The organism is Psychrobacillus sp. INOP01 (genome assembly GCF_018140925.1).
Lineage (GTDB): Bacteria > Bacillota > Bacilli > Bacillales_A > Planococcaceae > Psychrobacillus.
Window position 1 is genome coordinate 2,948,009 of sequence record NZ_CP073315.1, and the last position, 21,852, is coordinate 2,969,860.

The 21,852-nt window shown below is 34.9% G+C and carries 9 protein-coding genes; all 9 read left to right on the plus strand.

What is annotated here, in order from left to right:
• Nucleotides 1-297 precede the first annotated feature (297 nt).
• The 9 genes from KD050_RS14785 (at nucleotide 298) to KD050_RS14820 (ending at nucleotide 21,770) form a co-directional block, all read left to right on the plus strand.
• Nucleotides 298-3,507, plus strand: coding sequence for an Ig-like domain-containing protein (locus KD050_RS14785; protein WP_211893102.1), 3,210 nt, complete (start codon nucleotides 298-300; stop codon nucleotides 3,505-3,507).
• Nucleotides 3,508-4,921: 1,414 nt separating this feature from the next.
• Nucleotides 4,922-5,638, plus strand: a complete 717-nt coding sequence (locus tag KD050_RS14790) for an alpha/beta fold hydrolase (RefSeq protein WP_211893103.1) — start codon at nucleotides 4,922-4,924, stop codon at nucleotides 5,636-5,638.
• A gap of 299 nt (nucleotides 5,639-5,937) precedes the next feature.
• Nucleotides 5,938-6,864 carry a hypothetical protein gene (locus KD050_RS14795; RefSeq protein WP_211893104.1) on the plus strand — a complete coding sequence of 309 codons (927 nt, stop codon included), beginning with the start codon at nucleotides 5,938-5,940 and terminating at the stop codon, nucleotides 6,862-6,864.
• 364 nt (nucleotides 6,865-7,228) lie between these two features.
• A complete protein-coding gene (locus KD050_RS14800; RefSeq protein WP_235753824.1) occupies nucleotides 7,229-7,843 on the plus strand; it encodes a DUF5412 family protein in 615 nt (204 codons plus the stop codon).
• A gap of 421 nt (nucleotides 7,844-8,264) precedes the next feature.
• Nucleotides 8,265-8,930 carry a hypothetical protein gene (locus KD050_RS14805; protein WP_211893105.1) on the plus strand — a complete coding sequence of 222 codons (666 nt, stop codon included), beginning with the start codon at nucleotides 8,265-8,267 and terminating at the stop codon, nucleotides 8,928-8,930.
• A gap of 978 nt (nucleotides 8,931-9,908) precedes the next feature.
• Nucleotides 9,909-10,034, plus strand: coding sequence for a hypothetical protein (locus tag KD050_RS21405; RefSeq protein ID WP_255553296.1), 126 nt, complete (start codon nucleotides 9,909-9,911; stop codon nucleotides 10,032-10,034).
• 353 nt (nucleotides 10,035-10,387) lie between these two features.
• Nucleotides 10,388-12,958, plus strand: coding sequence for an S-layer homology domain-containing protein (locus tag KD050_RS14810; protein WP_211893106.1), 2,571 nt, complete (start codon nucleotides 10,388-10,390; stop codon nucleotides 12,956-12,958).
• 505 nt (nucleotides 12,959-13,463) lie between these two features.
• Nucleotides 13,464-16,373: an S-layer homology domain-containing protein gene (locus KD050_RS14815; protein WP_211893107.1), complete on the plus strand. Its 2,910-nt coding sequence runs from the start codon at nucleotides 13,464-13,466 to the stop codon at nucleotides 16,371-16,373.
• A gap of 411 nt (nucleotides 16,374-16,784) precedes the next feature.
• Nucleotides 16,785-21,770 carry a choice-of-anchor I family protein gene (locus KD050_RS14820; RefSeq protein WP_211893108.1) on the plus strand — a complete coding sequence of 1,662 codons (4,986 nt, stop codon included), beginning with the start codon at nucleotides 16,785-16,787 and terminating at the stop codon, nucleotides 21,768-21,770.
• The last annotated feature ends 82 nt before the right edge of the window (nucleotides 21,771-21,852 follow it).

The following is a 21,852-nucleotide window of genomic DNA, read 5'->3' on the forward strand; positions in this document are numbered from 1 at the left end:
CATAATTCGGATAAATATTAAAAATTGGTTAATCTTAACTATTTAGGAAGTAGAAAAAAGAGTAAAGGAATATTAATCCAAAAAAACACTTGAAATTATCTTTTATTGCTATAGAATGGAAATGAGGAATCTAACAATTAGCTATAAAACTGGATGCATTATGAAACTGTTTCCAATTTAATAATTGACAGAATTCTATAACCAATCTATACTTTAATGTGTAGTTGGTAAACTATTATCATTTTGCCGTGTTAATAGTTTACAAATTTATTTTTACCTATGAGGAGGAAATTATCCATGGCTAACCAACCAACGAAATACAAGAAATTTTTAGCTGGTGCAGCGTCTGCTACATTAGTAGCAACAGCAATCGTACCAACTGCTTTAGCAGCAGAAACAGCAGCAACTGACTTTTCTGATGTAGCTGCAAACCACACACACTACGCTGCAATTATGCAAGCTGTAGAACGTGGATTATTTGACGGATACACTGATGGAACTTTCAAACCTGAAAATACTATCGACCGTAAAGGTGTAGCAAAATCTCTTGCGAAATATGTAATTTCTCAATCTGAATACAAAACTTTCGAAGAGTATATCACTGCTAACAAATTAGTTGAAAAAGTAACACCATTTAATGATGTTCCTGCAACTCACGGTGATGCTGAATTATTTAACGCTTCTTTAATCGTTAAAGATGCTGGCATTTTCACTGGAAGCAACAACAACTTAATGCCAGGTAACGTAATTACACGTCAACAAATGGCAAAAGTATTAGTTAACGGATTTGGTCTTAAAGATCTTGCTGGAGTTGAGTCAAAAGTTACTGATAACGACAAAGCTCAAGCTGAGTTCGTAGACTTCATCAACATCTTATCTGAAAACGGTGTAACTGAAGTTACTGCATTCAATCCAACTTCACCAGTTAAACGTGGTCAAATGGCTTCATTCTTAAACCGTGCATATGATTCAGCTCATAAAGTTGTAGCTCCTGAAACAGCTACTAAAGTTGTATCAGTAAGTGCGACTAACCTGAAAGAAGTTGTAGTAACTTTTGATGGTACTGTTGAAAAAGCTACTGCTGCAGACGTTAATAATTACTCTATCGATGGAAAAGTCCTAAGTACAGCTACTTTATCTGATGATAAAAAAAGCGTTACATTAACTTTAGATACTACTTCTCCTAACACTGCATTTACTAATCAAGCAGAATACAAACTATCTTTTAACAATGTAAAAGCTGGTTCTACAGTTTTATCTGCAAAAGAACACAAGTTTACACCTGTTGATTCAACACTTCCAACTGTAACTGACGTTACTTCATTAGGGAATAAGACTCTAAGAGTAACTTTCAGCGAGCCAGTTAAAGCTGCTAATGCATCTAATTTCCAAGTAGATGGAAAAACAGTGATTGGTTTTACAGAAGTAACAGGGAATAGTGTAATTGTTAAATTATACTCTGCATTAGATAATGGAGAACATACAGTAAACGTTAAAAACGTAACTGATTTCAATGAATTTAAATCATTATCTCAAGATGTTAAATTTAATGTAGTTGAAGATGTAACTGCTCCTACAATCTCTTCTGTTGAAGAAGCATCGTTTGAGGAAGTAGTAATTAAATTCAGCGAGCCAGTTGATCCTGCAACAGTACTTGCAGCTAATGTTCACTGGTTACAAGGTAACACTAAAATGACTGCAGGATCAGTTACTCGTTTAGCTGATGATACTTATGCATTCGATTTTACTAACAACAAAATTCAATATACTACTGACCTATACGTAAGTGGAGTTAAGGATTACTCTGGTAATTCGTTAGCTTCTGGAGCTAAAATCCAAGTAACTCCAGTAGTTGACCAAACTCGTCCAGAAGTTGTAAACGTAGATATGACTTCTCGTAGTGAACTTACTGTTAAGTTTAGCAAGGTATTAAACGAAGCTTCAGCAGAAACAGCAGCTAACTATGTAATTAAGGATGCTGATGGTAAAGAAGTGAGTAAGCTTAAAACTGTAGTTCAACAAGCTGACACTAAAGTTGTAAAAGTTTTCTTAACAACTCCACTTGCTGAAGGTAAAAAATACACACTTTCTATTTCTGGTGTAAGTGATAACACAACGTTGAAAAATGTAATATTACCATACACTAAAGAATTAACTACAACAGATACTACTAATGCTGTAGTAGCAGCGGATGCTGTTGTGAGAAATAGCACTACTAACTCTCTTGTTGTAACATTCCCTGAAGTTATGGCAGTAAGTGGTGACGGTTCTATTGTTGATAGCTCTAAATATTTGTATGATGTTGACGGAACATGGAAAGCTTTACCTTCAGGCGTAAACTTCAATGTTACTCCAGATGGTAAATCCGTAATTATTTCTTTCCCAACGGATGTTGATGTTGATAATGTTGATAACCTTCGCATTCAGTTAGTTAAAGACACTGCTGGAAACTACATCAAGGATCTAAGCGTTGATCGTGCTGTTCAAGCTCCTGGTACTGTTTCAATCGTTGGTGTAACTGCAACTGCTAACAACGAAATCGAAGTAGATTTCAATGCAAATTTACTTTCAAACACAATTAATGCAGCTGATTTCGCTGTTAAGACTGATGAAGTTTCACCATCTACTCTTTCAGTAGTAAAAGCTGAATTGTCATCATCTGATGCATCAGTTGTTGTTCTTACATTAGCTGATTCAACTAAATTAGCTGAAAATGCAACATATAACGTAAAAGATGTTGAAGTACAAGTTAGAGCTAACGCTAGAACTGCAACTCCATCTGGAATTGCTATTGATGCAAACGTTGCTGGTGTACGTGTTGATGATGCAATTAACGCAACAATTAAAGAAGTTGTAGGAGCTGCTGACGGAAGTCAATTCAAAGTTGTATTTAACGAAGAACTTGATGCTGTAGCAACTACTGGTACTTCTGAAGCTACTGATCTTGTAATTAAGAGTGGAAGTACTACTCTAATTCCTGGTGTTGACTATGAAGTTACTGCTGCAGCGAATTCTACTGATCTTGTTGTAACATTCACAGGTACTACTACAAACAGAACTGGTGTTATGACAGTAGCACTTCCTGCTCCAAGATTCCTTGAAGATGAAGCTGGAAATGTTGTATCAACTACTTCTGAAGCAATTCAGTTTGAAGTAGATAATGCTGCTCCAACTGTAGCTGCAGGTGTTGCTGCTCCAGCTACTAATAGTGTAACTACTTTAGTATTAACTGCTAGTGAAGCATTACATGATGCAACAACTGGCACAGCTATTGCTGATGCTGCTGATGTAAAAGCTTATTTAGATGGTGCAACTGCTGCTAAAATCAATACTGCAGTATATGATGCTACTAATAAGACAATCACAATCGCATTTAAAACAGCTGCAGATGCTCCTGTAACTGCAGATGTAATTAGCACTAAAAACTTAGCTGATAAAGCTAAAAAATCTTTATTGAACCAAAAATTCACTTTTGATGGTGCAAAATGGGTTCAAGCTAACAAATAATATATTTTAGAAATTGGTTCTAAAATAATTCTATTCTATTGAATGGAGTACATGAATGAGAGAAAGCCTTGTGGAGAGAGATCTCTGCAGGGCTTTTTTTGTTTTAGTAATGATTTCGGAAGTTTTTATGTACTGCCTACTATTCTTATTATTTCCTTTCAGGAGAGAAGTAAACGTATATGACGGATTTGTATATTATGTAAGGATAATGTAGTTTTTGTGGTGTAATTGTAATGTAATTTGATAGTTATATAGATTGTAAATGTAAAAGTTGATAGAAATAGTAGAGTAAAAATTGCCCTGTAGAGTATGTTCTACAGGGCAGTTTTAGAGTTCATTTAGGATTGGGGTATATCATGACTAATTTTTATGATAGGATTACCATTAAATAGAGTTATTGAGACCAACTTAAAGGTTGCAGTTGTTATAATGTCATCGAAACGGAAGAAAAACAAACAACATGCAAGTGAAAATGTTCATTATTGTATAAAAACTTGTTCATTGCCTTTCAATTTATTTATTACTCCCCCATTATATTCCAACCATTTTTCTTTTTCTCGCTCCACTGCTCGATTTTGCCATTCAAACCAAACATAAGAACATTCACTACAATGACTCTCTACACCACTATTATTGTGCAAATCTCTACGTATAAATAAAGTTCTTTTGCGACAGTAGAGTAGTAGCACACGTGAGGCAAAACTATTTACTATTCTATTAAATGGAATAATGAATGAGAGAATGCCTTGTGGACTGATACTCTATGATCATGCCTTCAGATGGAATACGTGAATAAAAAGGATGAGCCTTCAGAATGTTTATTTTGAGTTGATAGGTAACTCAGGAAGCAACTCCATTCTTCTTAGAATAAAGGCAAGGTTGTGCAATAACCAGGTTAGGATTATTTCGTATTAAGTGCGACAGTAGTCGTTGGATTCAGACTATATAATAAAGATTGTTAAATCACCTCTCTAGTTTTTTTTATTAAAAGTCAACATATTTTCAATACACTCAGTATTTACTCAAAAAGAATAGAATGTTACACATTTTAATAGGCAGAATCATCATAGAGTGTGATGGTTCTGTTTTTTATTATATATGGTCAAATACTGCCTGAAACTATCATCACTGGTGATAGTATACGAGTCATTAGGGAACACCATATTAAAGATAGATAAAACACAAGGCATTGTTAAAGGACCAGGTTGATTAGTCATTAATGAATGTGGAGAATGGGCTTCCCTGTATAATTTTGAACTGGATATTTATGTTAAAATAAATATAAGATTGTGAAAGTGTTCACTTAAACTAACGGTGCAGTTTAGTTGAAGAAGAAGGTATTTTTAAAAGGCTGCCGAAGTAGGTATATAAGGGAATTATTAAACGAATATAACTTAGAAAAGTAGGGATGAATTTGCTATTACATACTGAAGTTTTTGGGGAGGGGGAACCAATTGTATTTCTCCATACTGGCTTACAAACTGGTTTAACTGACTTTGAATATCAGAGAGAATATTTTAAGCACAACTTTAAAGTTATTCTTCCCGATATAAGAGGACATGGTAAATCAATTGAAAATAATCTTTCGAATTTCTTTAAGGATTCTGCAATAGATATAGAAGAAACGTTAAATAAATTAGATGTGAAATCTGCTCATCTAGTTGGATCTTCATTAGGTGCTTTAGTTGGATTATGCTTCGCAAAAAACTTCCCTCATAAAGTTAAAAGTTTAACTATTTCTGGAGTTTTATCTAAAAAGCCAGAAAACTGGATTGAATTGCACAAAGAAGATGTAAAATATCAAGCACAATTATTACAAAATGAAGATGTAGCTAATTACTTTGATAATTTACATGGGTCTGATTGGAGACAATTCATATATATGGGGAAAGATGAACATTGGTATCCATTTCACGAGACAAAAGATTTGGATGGTATTAATTCACCTGTTTTGTATATGGTTGGTGAAGGAAATAAAGGTGAAACCAAAGGGGCTATCTTGTACCCGTTATTAAGGGAGGACGTTCATGTGTCTATCATTCCTTTTGCCTCGCACCTAGTGCATTTGGAACAGCCAGAAATATATACAAAGGTTTTAGATACTTTTATAAAAAAAGTTGAGAAAGAATAGTTTTTCTTATTAAGCTAACGGGTGCTTTAGTTGAAGAAGAATAGGACTTGCGTTCTGATTGATTTCCATATATGCAAGTCCTTTTGTTACGTATCTTAAGCATTTATTACGAAATTACTCCACTTTTATCAAGTGAATTAGAACTTAAATCAGTAAGCTTATGATTATTGTAAGGTATAAAATGCTATAAACATTAATTATATTTCGAATACTAAAACAGAGTAGTTAGATTTAAGTTAATTAATAATTAATTGAAAAATATGGTATGATAAGTAAAAAATGATTAAGAAGGTAACAAAATGAAAAGAGGTTTGCTAATTTTTCTAAGTTTCATATTAGTTTTCCCTCTATTTTTGGGCTTTTTTGGGGATGACGCAGAAGCTAAAAGTACTAAGGTGAAAGGCTATTATCGCAAGGACGAGACTTATGTAAAACCTCATTACCGAAACTATGGTGGTTCTAGTAGTTCTAGCGGTTCATCAAGTTTCTATTATGATTATAATTTAAAACTTGTAGATTCGAATCCAAAATACTCTACAACAGGGATAGTTAGCTTATATAAAGGTGATAGAATCGTTGGGCAAGAACAGATTGATGAATTAGTTTACGTTAGAGGATATTATCGTGAGGACGGGACTTATGTAAGACCTCATTTTAAAACTTCACCTAACCAATTTATTCGAGATAACTTTAGCTATTTAGGCCTTTCGACATTACTTCCTTTAGAAAAGAAATATCCCTCATTTAAATACGACACAGATGATGGAGTAGCTTCTATTGAACATTATTTATACACTAGTACAATTAATGATGAAATTTCTACTTATAATTTAAGAAATCTAAAGGACTATGCTAAAAATCTAAACAATGGCAAGTCGGAATACTCGACAAAAATGTATGGAAGTAGTTTCTATAATTCAATTGGTTACGATTATTACTTTACAGAAGCTCTTATAAAATTCGATAAAAATGGTATCTTAACACCAGAGATATATTTGTATCAAATTCTTTGTTCAATGGGTGTTAAAAAATTGTCTTACGAACAAAAAAATAATCTAGTTGAGTACGCTAAATTTTTAAGTTCTTATTCCTATATGAATTCTTACAAGTCAATCGAAGCGGGTAAAGAGTTCTACAAATTGATAGGGGTCGAAAGTGGAGACATAGAAAAACAAGTAGAATTAGATTTATTACAAGCCTTTTCAACGGATCCTAATCCACTCTAATATCCCATTAAGTATCAATCTGGGGCTTGTGCGTATGAATACACCTCATACATGCAAGTCCTTTTGTAATGCCTTCACACACTCACAGGAACGCTCTGTTGCAACGATGAGGCAACCATAATTTCTCTACTTCATTCTCGAAGCTCACAGGCTCGTTAATTGATTCTAGGAGTTTGATATGGTTGATGTATGCTAACTCAAAGTTGAAGCGATTGAGCTTATCGTATTACTTGTGGTAACTGTCAATCACATTTTTTACACATTTACAACTTCACTACATCAATATTTGTAAATGCTTTCCACTATACCAACAACTGATTATTCAGTTGATCAACTAACGCGGCAGTTTACTTGAAGAAGAATATTGCGTAAATTATCATTATTTGAAATGATTGTGATTGAACTTAAGAAGGTGGGGGTTATTATTTTAATTGTATTTGGTATCTTAATTTCATTTATTACCATTATATTATTCTTAATTTTATGTGCTAATATAATAATTTCTTTCATTAAAAAGAAACCTTTTCCTAAAAAATTGCTGATTGCAACGTTATCTGGGGTTGTTTTAGTATCTTCAATCTATATATATGAAATGTACTTTTTTACATTTAGTGAAATTGATAGAGAATATACTCAAAACGGACCTGGACCTGTAACATCACCCACAGAAAAATATACGGCTAATGCTTTTTATGAACCATATGGTGGTGCGGCTGGAGGAGTTAATGTATGGGTTGAAATCACATACAATAATGAGAAAAATAAAGTTAAAACTGTTTATTATGGGGATGCAAAAAGTAATCTTTCTATGGAATGGATGGATGAAGATACCCTGTATATTCTAAATGACGAACCTGAGCATCCAAATTCAAATAGAAGTATCGAATTAGAAATCGGTAAAGAGATTTATCACGAAAATGGTTTGGCTTGTAAAAGTTTGTTGATGAAAGACGACTATGATACTTGCTACCAAAACTAATATCTCTTATTGCAATAACGAGGTGCTTTAGTCCAACAAGACCATCATATTGAACTGTCCCGTAAATGTTAGGCACGATAAATATTTTAGGCAGCTAAGGTTTGAACTCGGTATTGTACCGTGCTAGACCTTTTAATTTTGTCTAAATACGTTTCGTATAAAATATATGTAACTTTTAGTTGAATACTGCGTATATATTGAAAATGGGAGGAATGAAATCTATTGGGTGACGTTTTGAGGTTCTATCCATTTTAAATAAAATGGATTGTTTTAAGGAAACTCTCTTTTTCACCAAAACAGAGATACTAGAACCCTGGTAATAGTCTCCGAAGGCAAAGTCAAGTTGTCGAACTTGCAAGAGATAAGATAACTACCACTAAGGAAAAGTTATACGTATTAAGCAGGATGAGGGGGAAACTTTTTGATAAAAAAAAGATATCAATATTTGGTCTTAAATATTCTTTTATTATTTTTTATGGTATTTAATGTGCTAGATTTATACTCGAAAGCTGAAAATATTAAAGAATTGATTTTGGCATTTATTGCTTTCTTTCTACTATTTAATCTTTTCTTATTCATTATTAATTTTTCATTTAATAAGTTTTTCAATTGGTATGATAAACATACGGCAGAAAAATATAACTTTTACCAATGGATGGGTGATCCTCACCCACCGATAAAGTTTTATGAAGAGTTTTCAAGTATTAAAAATTTTGAGCATAATAAGTTTATAGAAAATTGCAATCGAATTAAAGAAAAAATGCTACGGGATTTGCCAGAGCTTAGTGACTTGAAAGGTTTTAGAACTTTTCTTGAACTTAAGTCAGCTAGTCCTCGACTAACATCGCTCTTAAGTTCAATGCAAACAATTTTAATTGCTGTTATTACGTCATCTTTAATTACTACTTTGAATTTTACCAAATGGAGTGTTTTGAAGTTTATTCTTAGCTATATATTATTTTTAATTTTTTTTGTGGGATTAATGAAAGTAATTGACTATATTAGTAAATCTATTGATAGAAATAAACTTTTATTGGTATTGGTTAATGAGTGTATTCAAGAAAAGGAAAATCAAGAAGTTGTATAAGAGAGGAAAATAAATCTATGAATAAGTTGGATGTGATGGATGAATAGAACAATTCAACTTCATCTAGCTCGTGGTGGATTTATTGGTGCTTTGATTATAAGTGTCCTTAACCCTTTATGCATTTTTGATGATTGCAGTTATAACACCCAGCTTTTAATGACACGACAAAAGTAATCCACCTATGAGTTAGCACTCGGCTAGATTACTTTTGTCTGTAATACGATTTCATAAGAAGGTAATCATTCCTATTAGATTGTTTAGATTATTGCACATTTAATTGATTTTATTATTTTTATTTGATATTTTAACAAAAAAATATTATCTAATGAACTAAAATATGGATTTGGAAAAGGCTGTTATTGTTAAAAAATTTTATAGTGACTTTTCAAGGTATTTAATAGTCCTCCGTTATGCTCCAACCATTTTTCCTTTTCTCGCTCCACTGCTCGATTTTGCCATTCAAACCAAACATAAGAACATTCACTACAATGACTCTCTACCCCACTGTTATTGTGCAAATCTCTTCGTATAAATAAAGTCCTTTTGCGACAGCAATAGCAAAAAAATATTTTATCATCATTTTTTTTGATTATCAGCATGAATATTACCTCCAATGTACATTATTTATTGTCAATTTCTTTGTTATTTATTCTTTAGTTAATAAAAAATGGCTATGTTAAAGTTAATAAATCCAATAATCAAATTGATGACTACAAAGATAAATAATACCCAATGTATATTCTTAGATAAAATCTCTTCATCATTTTCTCCTCCACATATAGGACAATACCAAGAGAGTTATTAAAGTCTGTTATCGATTCCTTTAAACTTGCTTCCTTCTAGCCTAAATTGACTTAATTAGATTTCCGTAAACCACCGTATTAGGGACCTGTTTGCCATCTACCTCTTCATAGCGGAATACTATTTCGATTCCAACTCATTGAAAGATGTATCGTTAAAAGCGGGGGGAAGAGATAAGTGGTAGGAACATTCTTTAAGTCGAATTCAAAACCCCTGCAAAATATAGCAGTAGAAGTTTTTACTGTAGTAGAGGACCAATTTCTACCAGTTGAGCTTGAATTAGAGGCTTACATCAGTAAGTGAACCAGCATCCTTGGATATGTAGGGAATCTATTTCCAAGACTGAAGAATCTTCAGTTTAGATCAAACCAAGCTTAAACAAAACTTTCAACAAATACCAATCAGCTTAAAAAGACAGTGAGATCCAGCGGCTATCAGCCGCTGGATATTTCTTTTATATGGTAGTATTACCAACCTTTTGTGATAGACTCTAAAAAATACTAGACTTATACTAACTTAGTAGTCTCCAAAAGAATTATTGGAGGATGTAAGTTTACGAAGAGAAAACATCATTTCGTTATTCTACATAAGTAGGAGCAAATTTACTAAATTATAGTTATAACAAATTATATTTACCTATTAGGAGGAAATTTTCCATGACCATTCAATCATCGAAATACAGTAAATTTTTAGCTGGTGCAGCTTCAGCTGCTCTAGTAGCAACAGCAATCGTACCAACTGCTTTAGCAGCAGAGGTAGAAACAGCAGCAAAAGAATTCTCAGACGTAGCTCCAACACACACACACTACGGTGCAATTATGCAAGCTGTAGAACGTGGATTATTCAACGGTTACACAGATGGTACTTTCAAACCTGAAAACACTATCGACCGTAAAGGTGTAGTTAAATCTCTTGCTAACTATGTAGTTTCACAATCTGAGTATAAAACTTTTGAAGCGTATGTTGCTGCTAACAAGTTAGCTGAAACTGTAGCGCCATTCAATGATGTTCCTGCAACTCATGGTGACAAAGAATTATTTAACGCTTCTTTAATCGTTAAAGATTCTGGAATCTTCACTGGAAGCAACAACAACTTAATGCCTGCTAACGTAATTACTCGTCAACAAATGGCAAAAGTATTAGTTAACGGATTTGACCTTAAAGATCTTGCAGATGTTGAATCAAAAGTTACTGATAACGACAAAGCTCAAGCTGAGTACGTTGACTACATCAACATCTTATCTGAAAACGGTGTAACTGAAGTTACTGCGTTCAATCCAACTGGAGCAGTTAAGCGTGGACAAATGGCTTCATTCTTGAACCGTTCATATGATGTTGCTCATCCAGAAGAAGTTAACACAACTCCAGAAGTTGTTTCTGTAAGTGCGGTTAACGCTAAAGAGTTAGTTGTTACATTCAACCAAGCTGTTGATGCAACAGATGCGGCTATTAAAACGAAATATGCTGTCGAAGGCGAAACTATCTCTAACGCAGTAGTTTCAGAAGATGGCAAGACTGTAACTTTAACAACTGCTGATGAGTTAAAAGTATCAAATGCTAAAGTTACTGTTTCACCGATCAAAACAAAAGCAGATGCTACTGTTCTAACTTCAGAGTTCAACAAGTTGCTAACATTTGCAGATACAACTCCTGTTGATATTAAATCTGTTGAAGCAAAAGGAACTACAGCAGTTATCACTTTTGATGAGCCTGTACAAAGCGAAGGAACTGTAAGCTTGGATGGTGTTCAACTTGCATCTCCTGCTCAATATACTTTATCTGGTAAAACACTAACAATTACAGGTTTAACTGCTGATAAGTCTTATAAAGTAGATGTTGTTGGAGCAACGGACTTCGCTAACAATATCTCTAACCCTATCGCTGTTAACTTCACAGTAGCTAAGCCAGTAGTTGATAATTCAAACCCAACTGTATCTACTACAGTTAACGGTACTGAAATCACTTTTGATTTCTCAGAAGAATTGTCTAAACAAAATCTTGATGGGACTTCAGGTCGTAATGAGTATGCAAAAGTAACTGTAGGAACTACTGATTTCTACTTGACTGATGCTAATATTAAAGATGCTACTGATAAAACTAAATTTACTGTAGATGCAGTATCTGTTTTAGGTGGAGCTAAATTTATTAATACAAAAGTTAAAGTAGAAGGACAAAAAGACCTAGCTGGTAACGCTGGAGATGCTTTTGAATTCGATGCAACTCTAGCTATAGATTCAACTCCTGCTACTCTTTCATCTACTTCATCTAAAATGCTAGTAGAAGATAATACAACTGTTACTACAGACGAAGATGCTTTATACCTTACTTTCAATGAGCCTGTAAAAGTAAACGGTGATTTAACTCTTAATACTAAGAATGGTATTGTTTATACAACTGGAAATGTAACAGCTGTAAATGAAGTTGCAGGAACTGGTTTTGATGTTGATGGTAACGGTAAAGTTGAAGGTTCTGAAAAAAATACTGTTAAAGTTTCTATTGACCTAGATAGCAATTCAACATACTCATTCGAATTGGCTGCTGGAGCAGTAGCAGATTTGACTGGAAATAAAAATGCAGAGACAATTACATTTAATGTTGCAACTGGTACTTTCCAAGCTACACCTGGTACAGTTACAGATTCATTAGTTTATGGCACTACACCAGTTGTAGTAGATGCTACTAACAATAGAGTATTCACTGTTGAGTATGCTGCAGATGTTACTTCTTCAGCAACAACAGTAGCTAACTACACTCTTGGAGGAAAAGTATTACCTACAGGAACTCAACTTCAGTTTGTAAATGGAACTAAAAAAGTAAGATTCACATTACCTGAAGGTTCTATCACTGCTAATGGTAGCTATGTTCTTGAAGCTAAGAATGTTGTAGATACTAAAGGTAACACGCTTAAAGACGGTAAAGCTACAACTCCAGTTGTGCTAAAAGAAAGCGTTGCTCCAGTAGCTTCTAAAGTAACTGTAGTAGATAGCAAAACATTTACTGTTGATTTCTCTGAAGCAATTGCTGACCAAGCTACTGTTACTGGTTTAACAGTTAAGATTGCTGATGCTTCTGTAGTTCCTGCTTCAGTTGTAGCAGCTAATGGCAAGCTAACTGTTAAGACAACTAATGACTTTGCACTAACAGATAGCATTGCTGTTGAGTTTAAATCAGCTAACCTATTTGATGCTAATAAGAACAAAGTTAAAGACGGTTCTGTTTCTAAATAATCCTTATTAAAAACAATTCAAATAATTATTTTCTGTTGAATGAAATAATTGAATGAGAGAATGCCTTGTGGAGAGAAATCTCTGCGGGGTTTTTCTTTTGCCTTTAATCCGTAATGAATGACTTTTAAACATTTTAAATTTAATAGAAGGATTGTAATATCAGCCCTAACTCATTAAGTGGAGATAGGGCTTTTTCTATTTGAGGAGGGATCATTGGGATAAAATGTGAAGTCAAGAAACAGAAGCAAATGTAGCTACTGGAGAATCAGCCTGTCTCAGAAGAGTAAACATTGTTAGTTTGAGATTAGTAAAGGAATCTAGCATTTTATACAAGGAACCCCTACATTACAAAAATTTCAATAACCTTACATATTGCACAATATCATTATTAACGTTTATATCCTATATCAAAGGAAATAGTACAGGTAGTGTAATAGAAGAAAAATTCTATTACACTAGCTAAAAATTTTAGAAATTGGAACCTAAGATGAGGAGGAAATTATACATGGCTAACAAACCAACGAAATACCGTAAGTTTTCAGCTGGTGCAGCTACAGCTACACTAGTAGCAACGGCAATCGTACCAACTACTTTTGCAGCAGAGGTAAAAAGCGCAGGAACTGACTTTTCTGATGTCGCTTCAACGCATACACACTACGCTGCAATTATGCAAGCTGTAGAACGTGGACTATTTGATGGTTATAAAGATGGTACTTTCAAACCTGAAAACTCTATCGACCGTAAAGGTGTAGTGAAATCTCTTGCGAAATATGTAATTTCTCAATCTGACTATAAAAATTTCGAAGAGTATGTTACTGCTAACAAATTAGCAGATAAAGTAACACCATTTAAGGACGTTCCTGCAACTCATGGTGACAAAGAATTATATTACGCTTCTTTAATCGTAAAAGAGTCTGGAATCTTCAAAGGTAGCAATAACAACCTAATGCCTGCAAACAACATTACTCGTCAACAAATGGCACAAGTTCTTGTGAACGGATTTGGTTTAAAGGATCTTGCTGGAGTGGAGTCGAAAGTTACGGACAATGCTAAAGCACAACAACAATTTGTAAAATATATTAATATTTTATCTGAAAATGGTGTAACCGAAGTTACTGCATTTAATCCAACCGGTGATGTTAAACGTGGTCAAATGGCTTCATTCTTGAACCGTTCTTTTGATGTTGCCCATCCAGTAGTTGATAACCCAACTCCGGAAGTGGTTTCCGTAAATGCTGATAACTTAAAACAGTTCTCTATTACTTTCAACTCAAAAGTAGATAAAGCATCTGCTGAAGATATTGCAAATTATTCATTAGCTGATGTAACATCTGGTGCTACTGCAGATTTAACAAACGGTTCTGTAAAACTACAAGATGAAGGAAAAACTGTACTTATAACGCTTGGAAAGGAAGCTCGTCAACAAGACGAAGTGAAAGTTACTGTAGAAGATGTAGTAAATGAAAAAAATGTGCCTAACAAAAAATACGAAGGAAATGTTACATTCTTTGATAGAGCTGCACCAACAGTTGAAACGCTTCGTACAGTTGGTCCACGTTCAGTAGAGATTAACTTCTCTGAACCTTTGGCAGCTGCACCAACTGTTAAATTAGATAATGGATCTATTTCTACAGCTGTTACAATTGATCCTTCCAATCGCTCTAGAGCAGTAGTTGAATTTGGTATCGCTCCTACAGAAGGTGCACATTCACTTGAAATAGAGGGTGGCCAAGACTACGCTTCATATAAAGTAGCTAAAACTACTAAAGAATTTAACTATGCTGTTGATACCACTGTACCGACAGTTACAATTGACAAAGCTGCACCAGATCAAGTCACATTTAAATTCTCTAAACCGGTTAAAGTTACAAACGCCGGCAATGTTTCGTTCTACCATACTGTTAATAATAGTGCTAATTATGTAGGAACTGGTCTTACTGCAGTAAATGCAGTTAATGGTTTTGCTGATACATTTACAGTGAACTTTGCAACACCACTTCCGGAGGGTACTTCAAAGTTGTTCTTAAACACAAAAGAAAATGCCTTTGAAGATGCTTGGGGTAATGACGTTGCATCAGCGGAATTATCAGCAAATGTAGTTTTAGATAAAACTGCCCCTTCCGTTACAAAAGTAGATGCTACTACTGACAAGAAATTTGTTGTTACATTCTCTGAAGAAGTAAATGAAACAACTGCTGAATTAGCAGCAAATTATGCTTTAACGGATTCTGCTGGTAAAGCTATATCACTTACTGGCGCTACTTTTGATTACGACAATTCGAAAAAGACTGTAACCGTTACTTTGCCTACAAACTTAAAACCAGGTTCATACTCATTAGTAGTTAAGAATATAGAAGATTTATCCTATGAAAAAAATAAATTAACCTCTCAAACGATTAACGTTGCTATACCTGATTCAACAGCTTGGGATGTTAAAAGTGCAGTTAAAAGCGGAAATAATATCCGAGTAACATTTAGCGAAGCGATGAGCACAGAAGAGTTGACAAGTCTTTCCAACTATAGTTTACGTAATAAGGACGTAATGGTTAATCACCCAGCTGGTACATCAATCGTTGTTATTAATAATTCAACAGTTGAGATTCGCTTACCTGCTGGTAATACAGTGATTAATAATATTGATGGAGTACGTGTGAGTGGATCACTTAAAGATGCTGCTGGGAATGTATATAGTAATACGGATTACATTTTAGAACCAGTATCAAATGATGCTTTAGATGAAGTCTCTCTTGTAAAAGATTCTGCTATGACAGCTACAAATAAAACTGTTAAGTTCCAATTAAACCAAGAATTACAAGGTTCATTGAATCCATCCTTGTTTACTGTAGCTGATCCATCACCTGCTGGAACATTTACATTTGGTGGAGCTTCCTATGAAAATAACAATGGGAAAGCAACGGTAACATTAACACTTGCGGCTAACAGTACTACATCTTCCTTTGCACCAAATCAGAAATTAAATGTTGTAGCTACAGCTGGTGCTTTAACTAATACATTTGGAACTACAAATTCGGCATTCACCATTTCAGTTAAAGATGGGATTGCTCCAAGTGTTGAGAAAGGTAATGATGGGAAACTATTAATAGATAACAATACAGCAACTGGTAATGTTTCTGATTTCACTATTGATTTTGATGAAGCCTTATCAGCGTCAACTGCTCTTTGGGCTAGTGACCTAGTAATAACTAAAGTTGATGGAGATAGATTAAAAGCTGGAGATGATTATACAGTAACCGCAACTGCAAATGGTGATACCGCTACTGTAACTTTAGTAAATGGATATGCAACTTACACTGGTGCATTATCTGTTGCTACTGTAAAAACTCCAGCATATATCCGTGATGTAGCTGGTAATACCGCTAACGCATTTGGCGCAACAACAGTAACGATTGAGTAACTTTTAGATGCTTCCACTCAAATCTAATGTGTTAAAATATTTTCTAAAACATCCCCGTAGAGAATCTTCTACAGGGATGTTTTTATATGTTTATCCGGTCGTAAGAATTATTTGTCTATTTTTGTTTTAAAAGCACAAAATCTATAGCTTAATGTTTTTTACAAAAATATAATACTCTACTAAAGTTAAAACTATTCATAGAAAATACATGTATCCCAAAATAACCCATAAAATGAAAGGGAGCACGGGTTTTTCGATAGTTGCTCCTATAATTTTGGGTAAAATACAGTTAATTTATCATTAGCTTCTATAGGAGGAAAGTATTAACAATCACTTAACAGTAACTTAATTTTAGCGTGGTAATCTTTATTTAGGGATTAATCTGATCCCATGACTAGAGGAGGTCAGTATATGAAGAAACATGCTAGTTCATATCAGAAAAAATTGTTCGGTGCGACATTAGCTACGGTGGTGGCAACTGGAACGATTACAACAGCTGTACCAGTACATACACAAGCCGAAGAGGTGGTAGCTCCTTCGTTTTCGGATGTAAAGAACATTGAAAGTAATTATTTCTATGAGAGTGTTATAAGTTTGGCTTCTAGAGGAATTGTAAAAGGATTTGGCGATGGTACTTTTAAACCTTATCAATCTGTAACTCGGGGACAAATGGCTAGCGTTATAGCAAAAACTCTTGAGATGAATATAGAAAATGTGAAAAACCCAGGATTCAAAGATGTGAAAGTGACGGATGAGTATTATGGACCAATTGCAGCACTTGTAGAAGCAGGGATAATCGATGGGTATAATGACAAAACGTTTAAGCCAGGTAAACCTCTTACACGTGCACAGATGTCTAAAATTATTAGTCTTGCTTTTAAACTAGAGGAAGTAAAGCTAACAAATACGCCATTTACAGATGTTAAAGCTGAACACTGGTACGCAGATTATGTCCAAGCATTGATCGCTAATGAAGTTACAACTGGAACCACTCCAACTACATTTGAGCCAAACGCTTACGTTACTAGAGGACAAATGGCTTCGTTTATTGTGCGCAGTGAATCCCCAGTACAAAAGACGGCAAAATTGATTGGCGTAACAAATGAGTCAGTTGAGTTATCTTCTGGAACATATGCTTTGTCAGCGGACTTGAAGAAAATTATGAATGCTTCAAATTCAGCAGCTCTTTTAGGATCGGTTTTGGAATATACAGTTAAAGACGGTGTAATCGTTGGAATTGATTCAATTGAACTTACAGCGAATGGCAATGAAGCAAACAATATTGTACTAGATGGACAAGGAACTAAATTTGCAGGGACAGTACGTGTTAATGGTGACTATGTTTCTTTGAAAAATTTAACGATTGAAAAAGATTTAGAAATAGGGAAAGAAGTAGAAAATAGTTTCAAAGCTTTTGATATCAAGGTTTTAGGGAGAACTAATCTTACCGATAAAACTTCAATTAGCCGAGACAATAAAGTATTTTCAGCAGCTGCTGTAGAAGTAAAAGAACCAAGTTTTGTTTTTACAGACTCTACAATCCAATCTGTTGAAGTGTCAAAGGGTAATAAAGTAATAATTGAAGTAAAAGGTAATTCAACAGCTCAAGAATTCACTCTTTTATCGAATGTCCATTTAAAAGCTGATAAAGGAATTACATTGCCAAAAGTGAACATGAAAAAAGGTGCAACGAACGTGACGCTTGACGCGTCAGTGGATAACCTTTCAGTGGACACGCCTAATACAATGTCGATTGATGGAACAGCCAATATCAAAAATGTCACAGTCAAAACTAAGATTGATCTAAAGCTTCGAACAACCGGAAAAATCGAAAAATTGATTGTTGATGTTAAAGGTACTGCAATCACATTAGGTGCCGGAACAAAAGTCGATAAATTTGAACTGCCAGAAGGAACGACGGCAAAAGATATTATTGTAAATTTTGATGAATTGAATAGCGGTAGCGGCGGTACTAGTAATGGTGGAAACAATAGTGGAAATAACGGCGGCAACAATGGCGGAGGTACAGATAAAAACTTCCAACTTACTTTAATGCATACAAACGATACACATGCAAAAGTAGAAACTGCACCTAAACGTATTACAGCCATAAAAAATGAAAGAGCACAAAATCCAAGTGCAGTATTAGTAGATGCTGGAGATGTATTCTCGGGAACTCTATATTTCAATCAGTACAAAGGGCTTGCCGATTTAGCATTTATGAATCTAGCAGAATATGATGTAATGACTTTTGGTAATCATGAATTTGACCTTGGTTCATCTGAAGAAGGGCATAAAGCATTAGCTGACTTTATAAAAGGGGCTCATTTCCCATTTGTTAGTGCAAACGCAGATTTTTCGAAAGATGAAAATTTACAAGGTCTGTTTAGTGACTTAGTATCAAGTACGCCTGAAAATGGAAAAATCTATAACGGTATTGTGAAAGAAGTAGATGGTCAGAAGGTAGGGTTCTTTGGGCTAACGACTGAAGAAACGAAAGGCCTTTCTAGCCCAGGACAAGTAACATTTACAGACTATATTGTAGAAGCTGAAAAAGCGGTGAAAGCTTTTGAAGATATGGGAGTGAACAAAATTGTTGCAATTTCCCATATTGGTTATGATGACAACCCAGCGGTGGACAATGACTTAACTCTAGCAGCTCAAGTAGACGGCATTGACGTTATTATAGGCGGACATAGTCATACAAAACTAGCAACTCCAAAAGTAATAGATAAAGATGAAACGGGTGCTACAAAAGACAAAACGATTATCGTACAAGCATCCTCCCAAGGAGACTTCCTAGGTACACTGGATGTGGAGTTTGATAAAAACGGAAAAGTCGTTGGACAAGCAGGGAAATTAATTGAGGTTAAAGGCCTTGAGGAAGATCCAGAAGCTAAAACATTACTAGAAACATATAAACCAGCAGTTGATGAAATTGCTGAAGAAGAAATTGGAGTTAGTGCAAAGGTTGTATTAGAAAACCCTCGTACGAATGGAGACAACACTAAACCAAGTGTTCGTAAAAACGAAACGATACTTGGAAACCTTATTACAGATGGGATGTTGGCAAAAGCTAAATCACTTAACCAAGAAGTGATAATGGCATTCCAAAATGGTGGAGGAATTCGCGAAAGTATTGATGTTGGACCAATTACGGTAGGTGAAGTAATCACAGTACTACCTTTCGGAAATACCTTATCTACAATGGAGATTACCGGTGCACAACTAAAAGAAGCGTTTGAAACGAGTGTAGGTGTTTACCCACTTGAAAACGGTGGTTTCTTACATGTGGCTGGTGCAAAAGTAGAATTTGATTCTTCTAAACCTAAAGGCGAACGTGTTGTATCTATCTCATACGAAAATGCAGATGGAAGTTACACAGGAATAGTAGACACAGAAACATATACAATAGCAACGAATTACTTTACAGCTCAAGGCGGAGACAACTATGATGTCTTCAAAGAAATTTATGAAGCAGGAAAAGTAAAGGATCTAGGACTTTCAGATTGGGAAAACTTTGCTGACCATTTGAAAACTTTAACAACAATTCCAACTGAAATTAAAGGTCGTATTGTAGACGTTGCAGGACAAGTTGTAGGTCCAGATCCAATCACAGGATTCTATAACACGAACCCTGGAAGATTAGCAGTCTCTCAAATTGCTCGCTATGATAGTGGACAAGGCGAAGGCGGGACGGAAATTATGGCATATGATGCAGAAAAAGAGCTTGCATTTGTCACTAACGGTGCAGCTGGTGGATTCAATATCCTTTCCTTTGCTGATTTACAATCAGAACAATTAACAGAAGTAGAATCTAGTAAACAAATATTATTATCTGAGTATGGGGTAGAAGGCGTAGACGACATTACAAGTATCGCATCACATCCAACAGAGGATTTAATCGCTATTTCTGCAGTAAGTAATCCAAAAACAGATAATGGGCATATCGTTTTTGCAACAAAATCAGGTGTATTTGTACAAGCAGTTGAAGTTGGTGCATTACCAGACATGGTGACATTCACTCCCGATGGGACAAAAGCAATTGTGGCAAATGAAGGGGAACCAAATGATGACTATTCTGTAGATCCAGAAGGCTCCATTTCAATCATTGACTTAGCAACATTTACAGTAGATACGCTGACTTTTACAGAGGAGATGTTAGATGAGCATGTTCGTGTTAGTTCTAAAGGTACAATTTTAGAGCAACTAGAACCAGAATATGTAACTGTTTCTGCAGACAGTAAAACAGCTTATGTTTCATTACAAGAAAATAACGCAGTAGCAACAGTAGACCTTGTAACAAATAAGATTTTAGATGTTAAGGGTCTTGGCGTGAAAGATCACTCCGTAGAAGGCAACGAACTAGATGCTCTCAAGGATGGAGCAGTAAAACTAGAGAAACAACCAATTCTTTCATTCTATATGCCAGATGCAATTGATACGTTTACCGTAGCGGATCAGACATATATTGTTACACCGAATGAAGGAGATGCCCGGGACTACGGTGCATACAGCGAAGAGAAAAAGTTATCAAAAATCGGTAAAGAGGTTAAATTAAATGCAGAAAATTATGCTGGTTATACACAAGAAGAGCTAGATGCATTTGATTTAACAAAGCTAGCAGATTACAAAGTGACGATTGAAAATGGATTAAGCGAAGATAAAACTGTATACGAAGCGCTTTATGGTTACGGCGGACGTAGCTTCTCTATCTTTAATGCAGACACAATGGAGCTAGCATTTGATAGTGGAAGTGATTTCGAATCTATCATTGCAAATGATCCAAGATTAAAACAATACTTCAACGTAAGTAACAACAATGTAGAAGTAGACGATCGCAGTAATAGTAAAGGTCCAGAACCAGAATCGGTAGTAACTGGGGAAATGAATGGAAAGAATTATGCATTTATCGCTTTAGAACGCATCAGCGGTATTATGGTTTATGATCTTACTAATCCATCAAGTCCAGAATTTGTGACGTTTATTACAAGTCGTGACTTCTCTCAAGATATTGCAGGAGATGTAGCTCCAGAAGGTTTAAGATTTATCCCAGCTTCTGAGAGCCCAACAGGTAACGCATTACTTGCAGTAACACACGAAATGTCAGGAACAGTTGCAGTATATGAATTTGAAGGAACTGCAATTCCAGTAACACCAGTTCCTGCAGAAGATTTCTCTGGTAAAACGCATGAAGGTAATATTTCCGTTGACGTTTCAGAAGTTACAACTCTTGAGAATGCAACAGTAAACGGTGACCTAATTTTAACTGGTACGAATAGCGGAACATTAACACTCACAAATGTAACTATTACAGGTGATGTAGATTTCACTGGAGTTGACGGTGACATTAAGATTGAAGGCTTAGATGCAAAAGATGGAAATGTAGTACTATAACAATTTTTGCGAAACCTTCTGCACGTGCGGTAGAAGGTTTCGCAATCTAAATAACTAACAAAAAAATCCCTATAAAAGGAGA

What these genes read in the sequence shown, in the direction of transcription:
- KD050_RS14810 (WP_211893106.1), top strand. Translation starts at nt 10,388, where the DNA reads ATGACCATTCAATCATCGAAATACAGTAAATTTTTAGCTGGTGCAGCT.
- KD050_RS14795 (WP_211893104.1), top strand. Translation starts at nt 5,938, where the DNA reads ATGAAAAGAGGTTTGCTAATTTTTCTAAGTTTCATATTAGTTTTCCCT.
- KD050_RS14785 (WP_211893102.1), top strand. Translation starts at nt 298, where the DNA reads ATGGCTAACCAACCAACGAAATACAAGAAATTTTTAGCTGGTGCAGCG.
- KD050_RS14815 (WP_211893107.1), top strand. Translation starts at nt 13,464, where the DNA reads ATGGCTAACAAACCAACGAAATACCGTAAGTTTTCAGCTGGTGCAGCT.
- KD050_RS14820 (WP_211893108.1), top strand. Translation starts at nt 16,785, where the DNA reads ATGAAGAAACATGCTAGTTCATATCAGAAAAAATTGTTCGGTGCGACA.